Origin of the sequence: Phyllobacterium calauticae (genome assembly GCF_019991125.1) — a bacterium.
GTDB lineage: Bacteria > Pseudomonadota > Alphaproteobacteria > Rhizobiales > Rhizobiaceae > Phyllobacterium > Phyllobacterium calauticae.
The window spans coordinates 845,168-859,058 of sequence record NZ_JAGENB010000002.1; the positions used below are offsets into that span (position 1 = coordinate 845,168).

Annotated in this window: 16 protein-coding genes and 2 tRNA genes; 11 read left to right on the forward strand and 7 right to left on the reverse strand. The window is 59.8% G+C overall.

The window, feature by feature from the left end; genetic code table 11:
- Positions 1-38 precede the first annotated feature (38 nt).
- Positions 39-2,363 (forward strand): fimbria/pilus outer membrane usher protein, encoded by a 2,325-nt coding sequence (locus tag J1W56_RS10010; RefSeq protein WP_223613130.1) that lies wholly within the window; start codon positions 39-41, stop codon positions 2,361-2,363.
- Complete coding sequence (locus J1W56_RS10015) at positions 2,360-3,328, forward strand: Csu type fimbrial protein (RefSeq protein WP_223613131.1); 969 nt, start codon at positions 2,360-2,362, stop codon at positions 3,326-3,328. Before J1W56_RS10010 ends, J1W56_RS10015 begins: the two co-directional genes overlap by 4 nt.
- A 362-nt stretch (positions 3,329-3,690) precedes the next feature.
- On the opposite strand, the gene J1W56_RS10020 is transcribed toward J1W56_RS10015, so the two are convergent.
- On the reverse strand, positions 3,691-5,181 hold the full coding sequence (locus J1W56_RS10020; protein ID WP_223613132.1) for an NAD(P)H-hydrate dehydratase: 1,491 nt from the start codon (positions 5,179-5,181) through the stop codon (positions 3,691-3,693).
- Between the two features lie 189 nt (positions 5,182-5,370).
- On the opposite strand from J1W56_RS10020, the gene J1W56_RS10025 reads away from it, so the two are divergent.
- Positions 5,371-5,619, forward strand: a complete 249-nt coding sequence (locus J1W56_RS10025) for a DUF2171 domain-containing protein (RefSeq protein WP_226904620.1) — start codon at positions 5,371-5,373, stop codon at positions 5,617-5,619.
- A gap of 33 nt (positions 5,620-5,652) precedes the next feature.
- Here the strand turns inward: J1W56_RS10025 and J1W56_RS10030 are convergent, their stop codons facing one another.
- Both J1W56_RS10030 and J1W56_RS10035 read right to left on the reverse strand, forming a co-directional pair.
- Positions 5,653-5,958 (reverse strand): DUF6665 family protein, encoded by a 306-nt coding sequence (locus J1W56_RS10030; RefSeq protein WP_223613133.1) that lies wholly within the window; start codon positions 5,956-5,958, stop codon positions 5,653-5,655.
- A gap of 63 nt (positions 5,959-6,021) precedes the next feature.
- Complete coding sequence (locus J1W56_RS10035) at positions 6,022-6,276, reverse strand: hypothetical protein (RefSeq protein ID WP_223613134.1); 255 nt, start codon at positions 6,274-6,276, stop codon at positions 6,022-6,024.
- Between the two features lie 198 nt (positions 6,277-6,474).
- On the opposite strand from J1W56_RS10035, the gene bla reads away from it, so the two are divergent.
- Entirely contained in the window at positions 6,475-7,473 is a 999-nt protein-coding gene (gene bla / locus J1W56_RS10040) for a class A beta-lactamase (RefSeq protein WP_223613135.1), read from the forward strand.
- A gap of 19 nt (positions 7,474-7,492) precedes the next feature.
- Here bla and J1W56_RS10045 read toward each other — a convergent pair whose 3' ends face one another.
- On the reverse strand, positions 7,493-8,371 hold the full coding sequence (locus J1W56_RS10045; RefSeq protein WP_223613136.1) for a LysR substrate-binding domain-containing protein: 879 nt from the start codon (positions 8,369-8,371) through the stop codon (positions 7,493-7,495).
- 115 nt (positions 8,372-8,486) lie between these two features.
- Here J1W56_RS10045 and J1W56_RS10050 point away from each other — a divergent pair, with 115 nt between their 5' ends.
- Both J1W56_RS10050 and J1W56_RS10055 read left to right on the forward strand, forming a co-directional pair.
- The gene (locus J1W56_RS10050; protein ID WP_223613137.1) at positions 8,487-8,687 is read left to right on the forward strand and encodes a hypothetical protein; all 201 of its coding nucleotides are present in this window, start codon (positions 8,487-8,489) and stop codon (positions 8,685-8,687) included.
- Positions 8,688-8,805: 118 nt separating this feature from the next.
- Complete coding sequence (locus J1W56_RS10055) at positions 8,806-9,066, forward strand: DUF982 domain-containing protein (RefSeq protein ID WP_223613138.1); 261 nt, start codon at positions 8,806-8,808, stop codon at positions 9,064-9,066.
- Positions 9,067-9,312: 246 nt separating this feature from the next.
- Here J1W56_RS10055 and J1W56_RS10060 read toward each other — a convergent pair whose 3' ends face one another.
- Together J1W56_RS10060 and J1W56_RS10065 are read right to left on the reverse strand one after the other, a co-directional pair.
- Positions 9,313-9,930, reverse strand: a complete 618-nt coding sequence (locus tag J1W56_RS10060; protein WP_223613139.1) for a LysE family transporter — start codon at positions 9,928-9,930, stop codon at positions 9,313-9,315.
- 154 nt (positions 9,931-10,084) lie between these two features.
- Positions 10,085-10,159 (reverse strand) — tRNA-Asn (locus J1W56_RS10065).
- A gap of 244 nt (positions 10,160-10,403) precedes the next feature.
- Here J1W56_RS10065 and J1W56_RS10070 point away from each other — a divergent pair.
- Complete coding sequence (locus J1W56_RS10070; RefSeq protein WP_223613489.1) at positions 10,404-10,649, forward strand: hypothetical protein; 246 nt, start codon at positions 10,404-10,406, stop codon at positions 10,647-10,649.
- A 37-nt stretch (positions 10,650-10,686) separates the two neighbouring features.
- Here J1W56_RS10070 and J1W56_RS10075 read toward each other — a convergent pair whose 3' ends face one another.
- Positions 10,687-11,583, reverse strand: coding sequence for a LysR family transcriptional regulator (locus J1W56_RS10075; protein ID WP_223613140.1), 897 nt, complete (start codon positions 11,581-11,583; stop codon positions 10,687-10,689).
- Between the two features lie 117 nt (positions 11,584-11,700).
- Here J1W56_RS10075 and J1W56_RS10085 point away from each other — a divergent pair, with 117 nt between their 5' ends.
- The 4 genes from J1W56_RS10085 to J1W56_RS10100 all read left to right on the forward strand — a co-directional run bounded on the left by J1W56_RS10085 (position 11,701) and on the right by J1W56_RS10100 (position 13,824).
- Positions 11,701-12,429: a GNAT family N-acetyltransferase gene (locus tag J1W56_RS10085; protein ID WP_319025534.1), complete on the forward strand. Its 729-nt coding sequence runs from the start codon at positions 11,701-11,703 to the stop codon at positions 12,427-12,429.
- 215 nt (positions 12,430-12,644) lie between these two features.
- Positions 12,645-12,718: transfer RNA gene (locus tag J1W56_RS10090), tRNA-Cys, on the forward strand.
- A gap of 279 nt (positions 12,719-12,997) precedes the next feature.
- A complete protein-coding gene (locus J1W56_RS10095) occupies positions 12,998-13,336 on the forward strand; it encodes an ArsR/SmtB family transcription factor (protein WP_404928127.1) in 339 nt (112 codons plus the stop codon).
- Complete coding sequence (locus J1W56_RS10100; protein WP_223613142.1) at positions 13,333-13,824, forward strand: SRPBCC family protein; 492 nt, start codon at positions 13,333-13,335, stop codon at positions 13,822-13,824. The genes J1W56_RS10095 and J1W56_RS10100 overlap by 4 nt, the downstream gene beginning before the upstream one ends.
- The last annotated feature ends 67 nt before the right edge of the window (positions 13,825-13,891 follow it).

The window sequence follows — 13,891 nt, forward strand, 5'->3', positions numbered from 1 at the left end:
TTACCTCTGGACGGGCACAGGAAACCAATGCTCAAGACGTGGAGCAGACCGCGCCACAGCCCGGTATCTCCCAAGATCTCTATCTCGAGGTCTTCATCAATGATGAGCCGACCGGTTTGGTCGGCGCCTTCCACCAGCTGGAGGATGGAGGCCTCGCGGTAAGCTCGCAGGAACTGACGGATGTGGGGCTGAAGCCGGTGGCCAAAGCGAAGGCCGCGGATGGCTCGATCCGGGTTGATCGCCTGCCGAATGTCCAGTATCGCGTCGATGCGGAAAATCAGCGGCTTTACATCACCACCGACGACAAGGCGCGCGCGGCCAAAGTGGTTGATCTCAATCCAAAATCCGACGAGGACCGTCCCAAGCCGCAATCCAGTTACGGCGCAGTCCTGAATTACTCGCTCTTTGCCAGCAGCGACAATCTGTTCAAGGGCAATGCAAAGCCGTTTCAGGGCATTTCCGGCGGTTTCGATGCCCGCTTTTTCAGCCCGTTCGGCACGCTGACGCAATCCTTCACATCAAGTGCGAGCGACACGGATTTTCAGGGGTTCAAGCGTCTCAACACGACCTACACCTACTCCGACGCGGAGCGGCTGATCACCTACCGGGCGGGTGATTTTATTTCCGGCGGTCTGCAGTGGACGCGGCCGGTCTATCTGGGCGGCCTGCAGGTGCAGCGCAATTTCCATCTGCGTTCGGATCTGGTCACCATCCCCATACCGGTCATATCCGGGTCTGCCGCGGTTCCCTCGACGCTCGAGGTCTACACCCAGAACGTCAAGACCTATAGCGGTACGGTACCGTCGGGTCCGTTTCAGGTGACGAATTTTCCGGTGTTTACCGGCGCGGGACAGGCGCAGGTGGTGGTGCGCGATACGCTTGGTCGCGAGACAAAGACCACCTTGCCGTTCTATTCATCCAATTTGCTGCTGCAGAAGGGGCTGCTGGATTTTTCTGCCGAAGTGGGGTTTCCGCGGCGGGATTTCGGTACGGCATCCAACGATTATGCCGACGATGCGATGGGATTTGCCACGGCGCGATACGGTGTCGCCGATTGGCTGACGCTGGAAGGGCATTTTGAAGGCGGTGTCGATCTGCTCAACGGCGGCGTCGGCGTGGCGTTTCCCATCGGCGGCTATGGTGTCAGTTCGCTGGCTGTTGCCGGCAGCAGCCATGACGGCGACACGGGCTTCCTTGTCAACGGCTCGGTGGAACTCAGCTATCGCCGTTACACCGTTTTCGCCCGGATGCAGCAGGCTTTCGGCAATTATGACGATGTCGCCTCGGTTTCCGCCGATCCGCGGCAACTGGCGGTTTTCGATCCGACGGGCGTTACGATTTTCAGCCCGCGTGTTCCGCGCTCGCTGGCCCAGGTAACCGTGTCGGCACCGGGCCCGTTCGAGCGTTCCAATCTCAATCTGTCCTTCACGCAGATTGAATCGGCTAATGGCGATCGGAACCGTATCGTCGGAGCCTCGTATACCCAGTCGATTTTCAAGAACAGTTCATTCTATGCGACGGCCTTTACCGATCTGGAAAACAGCGACAGTTTTGGCGTGTTTGCCGGACTGACGATCCCCTTCGACAACAACATCACGGTTTCAACCGGCGTCGAGCAGACCGCGGATGGTGTCTCCGGCGTTGTCGATGTCGCAAAGTCGGAGCAGCTTGAAGAGGGCAGCTACGGTTGGCGGCTGAGGACACGGGAAGGCAACAATCCTGACCGGTTGGCCTCCGCGAGCTACCGCGGACGCTATGCACGGGTGCAGGGGGATGTCGAACAGTTCGACGGCAATACCCGCGCGAGCGTCCAGATTGACGGTGCTCTTGCCGCGGCAGCCGGCGGCGTATTCGCCACGAACCGCATCAACGATGCCTTTGCCGTGGTCGATGTCGGCGCACCGGATGTCGAGGTCCTGTCGGAAAACCGGCCGGTGGGCAAGACCAATCGCAGCGGCAAAATCCTGGTACCGGACCTGAACTCCTATGAGCCCAACACGGTTGCCATCGACCCCAAAAACCTGCCGGTCGATGCCAGCATAGGATCGACACGCAACATCATCGTGCCCGCCGACCGCAGCGGCGTTGTGGTGGATTTCCATGTCAGCAAGACATCGGCTTCGGCCGTCGTTGATCTGGTCGATAGCGGGGGCAAGCCGCTGGAGGCGGGGCTGCGCGGGCATCTGGACGGTTCACCGGATGAATTTGTCATCGGTTATGACGGTGAAGCCTTTATCGACAAGCTGCGGGCCCAGAACAGCATCAGCGTCGATCTTCTGGATGGACGCAGTTGCAAGGCGCAGTTCTCCTACCGGCCGCAACCGGGAACGCAGGTCAAGATAGGCAAGGTGGTGTGCTCATGAGAAACTGGCTGGTCTGCTTCATCTGGCTTGTCGGATCTGCGCTCTTGCCAGGTACCGCTTGGGGGCAATCCTGCTCCTTCTCTGTTCCCAGCATGGTTTTTGCCGGAAGCACCATTCCGGGAAGTGCAATCAACAGCATGACATCCGTGACGGCGAATTGCTCTGGCCTGCTTTCCCTTGGCCAGAAAGTGCTGATTTGCCCGAACCTCAATGAAGGCAGCGGCGGCGCAACGGCAAGCGCACGCATCATGGTGAATGGTGCGAATTCGCTCAATTACCAGCTGTATCAGGATGCTGCCCGCTCCATCGTCTGGGGCTCGGCAACCTGGCCCTATGCGGCGCGGCCGCCCGGATTTCTTGTCGCCTTCACGACGATTCTCGGTCCTTTGCTCGGCAGCGGCTCGACAACGATCACGTTGTACGGGCAGGTGCTGGCCAATCAGGCAACGGCGCCGGCAGGAACCTACAGCTCAACCTTCACCGGAGCGAGTGCGACGTTCAATTACCGCTATGATGATGGCAACGGCTGCACCACGGCTTTGGGCGCAACAGCGTCTCCTCCAGCCTTCACGGTGCAGATTACGCTTGCCAATGACTGCGCAGTGACAGCGCAGAATATCGACTTTGGTCCCAATGGATTGTTGAATGCGAATATCGATCAGACAGGCCAGGTGCGCGTAACCTGCACGCCAACAGTGCCATACTCGGTTTCGCTCAGCCTCGGCAACACGGGAACAAGCCCAACGGCCCGCAAGATGGTCAATGGCGCGCAATCGATTACCTATGGTCTCTACCAGGATTCAAATCGAACTGTGCCGTGGGGAAATACAATACTGACCAATACGGTTGCGCGCACCGGCGATGGAACAGTGCAGGGTATCAATGTCTATGGCCGGGTCCCGCCACAAGCCACACCGTCGCCGGGTACTTACAGCGATACAATCATTGTGACGGTCACGTATTAGATCGCAGCCATCGCAGTATTTGATCGGATCGCGGAAAAGAAAAAGAGTTCTGAAAAAGCAAAAGGCCGGGAGCTACCCGACCTTCCTAAACTTGCCTCAACACCAGTGCCAGTACATCCGTGGTCAAAAATGGAAACAAGCTATTCGCTACACGAGAAGCACTACCCTGACATTGCGACAGAATAATGACGCCCGTAAATTAAGGAAGCGCGTACGCAGTACAAATCGCGCTTGAACTCAAGGTGCCCCATCAAGGTAAAGACAGGGTTAATTCAAATCGGAAATTTAAAAAACCGGGCGAGCGGTCTGCGTGCCGGTAACGCAAGCGCTCAAGAGTGTCTCATGCGCAGGCGGTTGGGACGTCAGATGCGAAGCAATCGTCCGATCACTTTTGCGGCAGCTGCGGGAAGATCCTCGGCAATCAGGCCGAAACCAAGGTCGTTGGCAGCCGCCGCGTGGACATGGACCGCCGCGCAGGCTGCCTCGAAGGGCGGCATGCCTTGCGCCATCAGACCCGCCGTTACGCCCGAAAGAACGTCACCCGATCCGGCGGTTGCCAAAAGCGGAGTGCCATTGCTGTTGATCGCGGCCCGGCCGTCCGGCGCGGCAATCACCGTATCGGCCCCCTTGTAGATGATGACCGCATGGGCCTGCCTGGCGGCAGCGCGGGCGCGTTCGAGCTTTGACGGTGTATTCCCGTCGCCGATGCCGGGGAACAGCCTCCGGAACTCTCCTTCATGCGGCGTCAGCACAAGCCGGGTTTCCGGGGTGCCATGCGCCGAGGCGAAAAGTGCAGCGCTGTTGTCTTCGAATGAGGTGATCGCGTCGGCATCCAGTACCAGATGGAGCTCCTCCTTGAGCAGCAGGAGGGCAATGTCCCGTGCGCGCGCGCCTATGCCAAAGCCGGGGCCGAGCACCATGGCCGACGGTTTGCGTTTGCCCAGGAATGCCCGCAGCTCGCGGTCGGTTTCGCAGCGGCTCAGCATGATCGACGTCAGATGTGTCGCATTCACGGCAAGGGATTCGGCCGGAGAGAGCAGGGTAACGGCACCCGCGCCACTGCGCGCGGCGGCCAGCGCGGAAAGCCGGGACGCGCCTGTCGCCGTCGCACCCCCGGAAAACACGGCGACGTGGCCGCGCGTGTATTTGTGCGTTTCCACGCCGGGCGAGGGCAGCAGCGCGCGCCAATAGTCCGGCGTGTTCTCGAAACAGGCGGGTTTGATCATCGAAAGAACGTCGTCACGGATGCCGATATCGGCAACGACAATCCTGCCGCACAGGCCGCGTCCCGGATAAAGCAGATGGGCCGGTTTCTTGCGAAAGAATGTGACGGTGCAATCGGCCTCGAATACCACGCCAAGGGCCATGCCCGTCGCCCCGTCAAGGCCGGAAGGCACATCGATGGCGATACGCGTGACCGCAGCCGCATTGCTCCGTTCGACAGCGGCGGCGGCGTTGCCGGCCAAGGGCTTGTTCAATCCTGCCCCGAACAATGCGTCGATGACGACGCTGCGGGCCCCCGGTTTGAAGTCGGAAAGTGCGGCCGGTTCGACGCGGCAATCGCGCCGGGCGATTGCCGCATCGGAATGGGCACGCGGCTTGTCGTCACTCCACACGTGAACATTGCCGCCGCTTTCAGCCAGAAGGCTGGCAACGACATAGCCGTCGCCGCCATTGTTGCCCGGACCGCACAGAACGTGAAAGGCCGGTGCATCGCCGTGGTGGTCCAGTACGTGGCGCGCGACGGCATAACCGGCCCGCAGCATCAGCCGGTATCCGTCGATCGATCCCCCGGCAACGGTCAACCGATCGGCCTCGCCCATTTCCGCCGGGGTGAGAATTTCATCAGTCATGTCGAACAATGCTTTCCCGATACGCGCTTTTCCGCGAAATGGTAGGGGCCCGCCGGGCGGGACACAAGCGGCAATTCCCGTGCTTGCCGGGATGCGGTGACGGGCGCGGCGCTGATCGACAATTCTTGTCCGCCGATGCATCCAAAGACTGTTTCATGCGTTTCTGCTTGGCAAACATTGGAGAAGATCATGCCTGTAACACGCATCAAGGAACATATGGAAGTCATCGGCGCCGATGGTGTTCATGTCGGAACAGTCGATCACGTGGACGGTGCCCGTATCAAGCTGACGAAAAAGGACAGCGGTGAGGGCTCTCATAGGGGCCATCATCATTATATCTCGACAGCGCTCGTTGCCGAGGTCGAGGGCAACAAGGTGCGGCTGTCGGCAAATGCCGATGTGGCCGTCATGTTTGAGGAAGAATCCTCAGGCAAGTAGGAAACCCGCCGTTTCCGGCGATGGTTTCAGGGATCAGCTCGCGCCGAGCCGTATCAGCACGGCGCGCGGAATATTGTAATCCAAGATAGCCGCATCGTGATTCCTCAAGCCGCACAGTTCGCGCTGGATGAAGTAGGCGTGAACGGCCCGTGCCGCTGCCCTTAACCGCATATCCCGTTCGGGCATGGCGGCAGCGGCCAGTTGTGCCAATGTCTGTTCGACTTTCTCGCCGGCCCGGCCGAGCGATGCCGCCATTTCCCCCATGATTTCATAATCAAGGGCGCTGGGCGCACTGTCCCTAAAGTTGGATGTCAGGTTTTGCGGCGGGCGAAGCGACATGGCGGAACATCGGGTTTGCTTGCATATCCCGGAATTTCAGCACAGGAAGCCGGTGCAAACAAGTCATTTGGCGGTCTGTGCTGACCGCAGCAGATACTTGCCTTGGCTATAGGCGGCGATCCCGGCGGAAGCAGTCACGCCGACAAGGACGTCATAAAAGGTCTGGGGTATGCTTGCTGGCTGCAACCACGTGAAAATGAGCCAGCTGATCCAGAACGGGTCGATGCGCAGATAATCGTGGCCCACCCATATCCACATGGCTGCCGCGACAAGACAAGCACCCAATGCCACCAGACCATATCCCAACACTGCCCGCATGCTGTTCCCCGACGCCGCCGCCATTGATGTTAAGCGCGCCACTGCTGGTCGTGCAAGGATGATCCTTGTCTTATCGGTAAGGTGACAGCAACGCTGGTGTAATCTTCATTCGGTATGAAGGAAGCATGCATGGCCTTTCCAAAGGAGCGTTTTGGGCACTATCCTTTTGTGAAGAGCGCCCAACAGGGATATCTGATCATGAAATCAGCTGGTTTTCTCGTCGCTTTTGTCTGCCTGTTCGGCATGCCGGCCGTGTCGCATGCGGGTGCGATTGCCGATCCGGTGGCACTCAAGCAACGCCTGGAAGCGCTGGTCAAGGGCAAGGATGGGCGTGTCGGCATTTGCGCGCAGGACCAAAGCGGCGTGATGGTCTGTGTCCGGGGCGAGGAACGATTCTCATTGCAAAGCGTCGTCAAGCTGATCGTGGGAGCTGCGGTTTTCGACGCTGCGGATCGGGGGCTTGCAGACCTCAAGGAACCGATTGTTGTCAAACCGGAAAACCTCAGCTTATCCGTACAGCCCCTCGCCAAGATCGTGGAAAGGGAGGGCGTCTTTCAAACCAATGCCGACGACCTTGTGCGCCGCGCCATTGTCGACAGCGACAGTGCGGCGGTGGATATCCTGATCGAACGGCTTGGCGGTCCGGCCAAGGTCGATCAGTTTACCGAGGGAAAGGGCATATTGGGTATCCGGATTGATCGCGACGAACGGCATCTGCAGACCGAAACCGTCGGCCTGCGCTGGAAACCGGATTATGTGGATGCGAAAGTGCTGCAAAAGGCCGTGAAGGCGGTTCCCGAGGCCGAGCGGGATGCGGCATTCGAGGCTTATCAGAAAGATCCGCGCGACACGGCAACGCCGCGGGCGATGACCGCGTTTCTTGCCGCCCTGATGAATGACAAACTCCTTGCCACGGGGTCGACGCAGCGGCTTCTGGCCATCATGGGCGAGACGGTGACATTTCCCGACCGGTTGCGCGCCGGGACAGGCGAGGGATGGTCCGTTGCCCACAAGACCGGTACGAGCCGGACATGGAAAGGCGTCAATGCCGCAACGAACGATGTGGGGATTTTGACCGCGCCCGACGGCGGAAAAATCGCCGTCGCCGTGTTTGTCGCCGATTCCCGCGAAACGCCGACCCAGCGCTCCGCCATCATCGCAGGGGCGGCGCAGGCCGTGACGGAAGCCTACCGCTGACGCATGGTAAAAACCGAGATCACGCGCTCGCCTGTTCCAGTATCCAGTCGCGGAACAGGCGCAGTTTCGGCGAAAGCTGCCGGCCTTCGGGATAAACGAGATGATAGTCCCATCCGGTCGAAGCGCAGGTGTCGAACAGTTGAACAAGCCGGCCCGAATCGATTTCCGTCTTGAATATCCCCACTGAAACCAGCGCAACGCCGCCGCCCGAAAGCGCGAGATTGGCGATGATCTGCTGCGTATCGATCCCGAAGCCGGGTTTGGTCATGACCAACGGCCCTTCCACGCCCGCCTGACGGAACCAGACCTGCCACCAGTCGTCGTCCGGCGTGATCAGGTGGTAGTTGAGCAGATCGGCAGGCTTTTGCGGGCGGCCGTATTTTTCAAGATATGCGGGGCTGGCAAGCGGCGTGAAGCCGCCGGGAAGCAGCAGATGCGACTTCAGGCCGGGCCAATGCCCGATACCCATCCGCACACCGCAGTCGATCCCTTCGGCGGCAAAATCCACCAGGCGCGACGTGATGTCGAACCGCACGGAAATGTCGGGAAACCGGGTCTGGAAGTCGACAATGCGCGGGGTCAGCCAATTGCTGGCAAAGGTGTGTATCACAGAGACGACCAGGACGGAGTTTTGTTCCTCGCGGATCGCGCGGAACGTTTCGCCCAGTTCAGCCAGAGACCGGCGGATGACCGGCGCGACCAGTTCGCCCTTGCCGGTCAATGAGACCCCGCGGGCATGCCGGTGAAACAACGGCGCGCCGGCAAATTCCTCCAGCAGTTTGATCTGATAGCTCACCGCCGACTGGGTCATGTTCAGTTCCTCCGCGGCCTTGGTGAAGTTTTGCAAACGGGCAACGGCGTCGAAAACGCGGATAGCTGGCAGCGGCAGGGAGGACATGATTTATCCATTAAATGGTTTGATGGCTCATGCCGTATTTTACGTTGGTTCTCCTATAAATAAACAATTATTTATCCAGACATAGAAATGAGATTGATGACTTTAGGAGTCTGAAATGACCGAAGTGCGATATTTGGGCCTGAAACTGTCACGCGTGCCGCCCGAGCGGAAAAAGCAGGAAGCCGGACCCATCGGCCGGCTGGCCGACCTTAACGAACATCTGCTTTGCGATATCGATCTGAGCCCCGCCATGCGCGCACGGCTGAAGCAGCCGGACAGAGACCACCGCTGGCTGGACTTCCGCCAGCCCGTCTAGCCCGCCGGGATTACCCGCACATGATCGTGATCGGGCGCAGCGAATGCTGCTCCATCGCAATTTTGCCACAGGCGCTTTTCAGATTGGAACCAGTCTGAATGATCGGCGTTTCTAGGCCATGAAAGATGCTCAGTTCAAACCGGTGACTGTCGAGTCACTTCATTCCTTCAAGCTGCGGAACATCGGTTCGGTCGCGGAAGCGGCTGAGTTTTTGTCCCGCGACTGGCCGGGGGAGCGGGGAAGAATTTACCTGCTCGCCCGGATGGCCTGCAATGAGGCGATGGAAGGCCATGCTTCGCCTGCCATGGCCCGTTCGGTTTTCGTCCAGGCAACCATGGACGCCGATATCTATGTGGAGAACACCACCTGGGTGCGCTAGCCCGGGGTTTTCCGGATTGCCGCCCTCAGCGCACGGAGCAGAGTGCATGCAGTGTTGTTTCAGTCAAAACGCGGAAACAGGAAGCATGCCAGCCACGTGGCAATGACGCATAAAGTGGTGATTGCAAAAACAGACATGATGTCATCTCCAAGCCGTGTGACTAACATGGAGATTTCGAACTTTCAATTCAACTAAAGTACAGAAGTTCAGCTCAATGCCTTTGCTTCACCGCCTGCCGTGCTCTGCTCAGCGGTCGGACAGGGCCAGCTTCAGGCCGAAGCCAATGAAGATAGCCCCGGCAAAGGCATCGATCGCACGCCGTGCCCGTTGATAAGCACCCGCGACCGTGCGGTGGCTGAGCGCTGCAACCAGCCCCGCATACCAGATGGTCGATATGGTCACCATCACCACGACGGCCGCAGCACCATGGGTCCATGGCGTGCCCGGCGCCATGGTGGCGGCAAACAGGCTGGCGACAAACAACGCTGATTTCGGATTGGCAAGGTTCGTGGCAAGGCCGAGGCGCCACGCGCCCAGCGGTGTCAGCCTGACCTTGCTGGCGGGGATGGTCATGTCGCCCGCCGGCTGGCGCAGCTGCCACAGCAGCCGCAGACCCAGCCAGAGGAGATAGATGCCGCCCGCTATCTTCAGGCCCATATAGACAATCGGGGCGGCCATGAACAATGACCCGACGCCAAGCCAGCCGGCAAGGCCCCAGCACAGGGTGCCCGTGAGGGTGCCTGCCGCCGCGGAGATGGCGATCTTGCGCGAACCGGTGAGGGTGCAACGCACGATCAGGAAGAAATTCGGGCCCGGAGTCAGCGCAGCAATGGTCCAGATGGCGGCAACGGTGAGCAGGAACATAATGTCTCCACGGGGATGTTTGGCTTGGCTATTCATAGCACTGATTGGCTTCCGGCCGTAAGAGCATTGGCAGCGCTGGCGCACGATGACCACAGGCGGGAAGGCAGAAAAGCAAAAGGCTCAGCAGCGTCAGCTGCTAAGCCTTTGAGGTGACTGGCTCCCCGGGCCGGATTCGAACCAGCGACCAACCGGTTAACAGCCGGTTGCTCTACCACTGAGCTACCGGGGAAGAGCTACTCAGTCATCAGCGAAGTGGCCTATAGCAAAAGGGTTTCGCTTTTGCAAAGGACCATTTCGTTTTTTTTCATCTAATGTGCACAACAAATGATGACATGCCGCTTTTGCATTCCTACATCCGGGGTCTGTTGAACACGGAAAGGACGAGCAACCGCGTGACCGAACGCCCCGAAAACGCCAGTAATCATGGGCCTAATGCTGCCCACGAGCATTCTGCCGCGCCAAAGCGCCGGCATATGCGCATCTTTGGCCGCCATGTGCCCATTCCACAATCGGTGGCAATGCGTCGCACGCTCGGCGGCGCGCTCATTGCCGGGGGAACACTCGGTTTTCTGCCGATTCTGGGTTTTTGGATGATTCCGCTGGGGCTTGTGGTGCTGTCACATGATTCTGCGCTGGTCCGGCGCAAGCGCCGGCAGCTGGAAGTGAAGTTTGGCCGCCGCTGGAAAGGCAGCCGGGCTGCGGCGAACAGCAAAGCCTGATTCGCCTGGAACCAGCATGCCCTTGCGAGGCTGTCCGTCAGAGGCGTCGGCGCGTCCCGGCTTCGGTGATGGCGGCGATCAGTGCGCGCAGACCGCGTGTGACCGTCTTGTCCTGGCGAATGATCAGCGCGAGTTCCCGGTGCAGGTGCGGCATCAGCGGACGCACGGTAAAAGGCCGCCGCTGTTCCGGGTCTCGCACCGACATGGCGGGCAAGATGGCCCATCCCAGCCCCGCTCGCACCAGTTCCTTGATGGCCTCGACGCTGCCCAGCGACATGACCGGCTGCAGGCTTACACCACTTTGTTCGAACCAGCGGTCGATGATCCGCCGGGTATTGCCTGACGGTTCAAACAGAATCAGCGGATTCTTCGACAGTTCCGCCGCCGTCACCTCCGGCGGCATGACCACGCCGGCGGGGGCGACGGCAACGAATTCGTCGCGCAGGATCGATTTTATTTCCAGCATCCGGCCCGAGGCGGGCATCGTCACCAGCGCAATGTCGAGCACATTGTCCTCCACCGCCTTGACCATGTCCGGCGTGTTGCCGGTGCTGACGGTGATATCCAGCGACGGAAACCCTTGCCGCAGGCTGCGCAGGAGCGGCGGGAGCAGATAGATGCAGGCCGTGGCTCCGGTTCCCAGCCGCACCCGCCCGATGGTCTCGGTCGTGTATCTGGCCATGGCATCCAGGGCGCCCGAAACCTCCCTGTTGATACGCCCCGCATGGGCAAGAAGCTCGGTACCGGCGGCAGTGGGGGTGGCTTTGCGGCCGATTCGTTCGATCAGGCGGACGCCAAGCCGCTTTTCCAGCTGGCGCACCTGCAGGCTCACAGCCGGTTGGCTGATGTTCAGCCGGTCGGCGGCGGCGGAAAAGCTGCCGAGCTCGATGACTTCGACGAAGGTGGCCAGTTGATCGAGGCTGAGGGAAGACACAAAGCTTTCCTTATAGTTCGTATAGGCGTTCAAAGCTTCTTTTATATCTCCTCAGATGCAGAATGCCACCGGGTTCCTTGGCAAACAGGGGCAAAAACCAGGCGCAGGAGACAGGATGTGAGCATTCGAGCAGGCAGAATCCGCACAATATTGCATCGGGTGGACTGCTATCTCACGGCCGCGCCACAATCGCGACGCCATCAGCTTGAGGCGCTGCGGGAGCTCGAGCCCCACTTGCTGCGGGATATCGGCCTGACGCCGACCGATGTCCGGCGCGGAAAACCGGAGAATCATTCATTGGATAATCAATTGCTTGCAGAAAAAACCTCGCCTCTTGATTCCGCCTCCGTGCATGTGCGCACTGCGGAAGACCGCGATATGATGCCGATACAGGCCATCTATGCCTATCACGTGCTCAATGGCATCGCTTCCTTTGAACTGGAGGTGCCTGCGGTGGACGAGATGGCGGCGCGCAGGGCGGGCGTGCTCGCTGCGGGGCTGCCGTATCTGGTGGCCGAAGCGAATGGACGCGTCGTGGGCTACTGCTATGCAACGCTCTACCGGCCACGCGCTGCCTACCGCTTCACGGTGGAAGATTCGGTTTATATCGCCAACGGCATGGCCGGCCACGGGATAGGGTCGCTGCTGCTCGGCGAGCTGATCCGGCGGTGCGAGGCGGGCAATTGGCGGCAGATGGTGGCCATCATCGGCAATAGCGGCAATACGGGGTCGCTGAAGCTGCACGAGCGGCTTGGTTTCGAGCCGGTCGGCACGCTGCGCTCCGCCGGCTTCAAGTTCGGCCAATGGGTCGACACGGTGCTGATGCAAAGGCCGCTGGGGGGGTGACGGGACTTCTCCGGCTTAGAATGGGTGCCAGTGTGCGAGCGCCGATGAACCAGAATGGGTATGCGGCGGCGGCATTGCCGATTCGTTGGATCACGACGATGTTTCGAATTGCGGTCGCGCGAGGATTTTGTCCGGAATGACTTGACGCCGCTGGCTTCGTCTCATAGAGAACGGCACCGGAGATTCACAGGATTGTGTCTTGTCTCCAGTGACGAGGCCTCGTGGCGGAGTGGTTACGCAGAGGACTGCAAATCCTTGCACCCCGGTTCGATTCCGGGCGAGGCCTCCAATACTTCCAGCCACTTCGCTATTTATTTGCTCCTGCTGATTTTTTCGGCAGGTGAGGCAGTTCGTTCCCGATTTCACCCCAGCTGATCCTTGAAGCGACCCGTCATGCTGTTTCGAACACCGCCCCGTGCAGGGCGGCTTTTGAATGACGCAATACTAAGGGATTGACCTAAGTTTTGATCCGACCTATAACCCGTTTCCATTCAGATGGACACGGGTGCTTTCAAAGGAGGGGGCCATGATACCACAGACCGGCGGCGGCATGCCGCCACGCCAGCCCATGCCCGATCCGGCTGTCGTGGATCATATTTTCCGCGCGCTGTCTGACGCGACGCGGCGTGATGTGCTCGAACGGCTTACCGTCCGCCCCGCTTCGGTATCCGAGCTCGCAGCGCCCTACGGCATGGCGCTGCCGTCCTTCGTCGAGCACCTGAAAGTGCTGGAGGGAAGTGGCCTGGTACGGTCACACAAGACCGGACGCGTCCGGACCTACGAACTCGAGGCGGAACGGCTCAAGCTTGCGGAAGACTGGCTTGGGCGCCAGCGCGTGCTGTGGAAACGCCGCCTCGATCAACTGGACAGCTATCTCATGAAACTCAAGGAGGAGGAATCCAAATGAAGCTACCCGACATCACGATCAATCCCAAACTCGATCTCGTGCTTGAACGCGACCTCGACGTCCCGGTGGAGCTCGTATGGCGCGCCTGGACGACACCGGAGCATCTGCGCCAGTGGTTCGCGCCAAAACCATGGACGATCACGGCCTGTGACATTGACCTGCGGCCCGGCGGGACGGTCAATTTCACGATGCGCTCGCCCGATGGCCAAGAGTATCCGAATACCCATTGCTATCTGGAAGTGAAACCGCACGAACGACTGGTCATCACCGACGCGCTGATCGGCGGTTACCGGCCGTCAGCCAATCCGTTTTTCACAGCCACACTGGACCTGGCGCGCAACGGAAACGGCACGCTCTACCGTGCGATTGCCATTCATGGTGATGAATCCAACCGCAAGAAGCATGAAGAGATGGGTTTTCACGAAGGCTGGGGCACCGTGGTCAGCCAGATGGTGGAATACATCAAGACCGGACGCATGCACTCCTGAGGGAGTTTTGACCATATCGGCGTTCACAGGGCCGCGAGCAGTACGCGGCCCGGCTTTCATGAGATGC

Bases quoted from the DNA above. Each gene is read 5' to 3' on its own strand.
- J1W56_RS10015 (WP_223613131.1), top strand. From the start codon at position 2,360: ATGAGAAACTGGCTGGTCTGCTTCATCTGGCTTGTCGGATCTGCGCTC.
- J1W56_RS10020 (WP_223613132.1), bottom strand. From the start codon at position 5,181: ATGACTGATGAAATTCTCACCCCGGCGGAAATGGGCGAGGCCGATCGG.
- J1W56_RS10025 (WP_226904620.1), top strand. From the start codon at position 5,371: ATGCCTGTAACACGCATCAAGGAACATATGGAAGTCATCGGCGCCGAT.
- J1W56_RS10030 (WP_223613133.1), bottom strand. From the start codon at position 5,958: ATGTCGCTTCGCCCGCCGCAAAACCTGACATCCAACTTTAGGGACAGT.
- J1W56_RS10035 (WP_223613134.1), bottom strand. From the start codon at position 6,276: ATGCGGGCAGTGTTGGGATATGGTCTGGTGGCATTGGGTGCTTGTCTT.
- bla (WP_223613135.1), top strand. From the start codon at position 6,475: ATGAAATCAGCTGGTTTTCTCGTCGCTTTTGTCTGCCTGTTCGGCATG.
- J1W56_RS10045 (WP_223613136.1), bottom strand. From the start codon at position 8,371: ATGTCCTCCCTGCCGCTGCCAGCTATCCGCGTTTTCGACGCCGTTGCC.
- J1W56_RS10050 (WP_223613137.1), top strand. From the start codon at position 8,487: ATGACCGAAGTGCGATATTTGGGCCTGAAACTGTCACGCGTGCCGCCC.
- J1W56_RS10055 (WP_223613138.1), top strand. From the start codon at position 8,806: ATGAAAGATGCTCAGTTCAAACCGGTGACTGTCGAGTCACTTCATTCC.
- J1W56_RS10060 (WP_223613139.1), bottom strand. From the start codon at position 9,930: ATGTTCCTGCTCACCGTTGCCGCCATCTGGACCATTGCTGCGCTGACT.
- J1W56_RS10070 (WP_223613489.1), top strand. From the start codon at position 10,404: ATGCGCATCTTTGGCCGCCATGTGCCCATTCCACAATCGGTGGCAATG.
- J1W56_RS10095 (WP_404928127.1), top strand. From the start codon at position 12,998: ATGCCCGATCCGGCTGTCGTGGATCATATTTTCCGCGCGCTGTCTGAC.
- J1W56_RS10100 (WP_223613142.1), top strand. From the start codon at position 13,333: ATGAAGCTACCCGACATCACGATCAATCCCAAACTCGATCTCGTGCTT.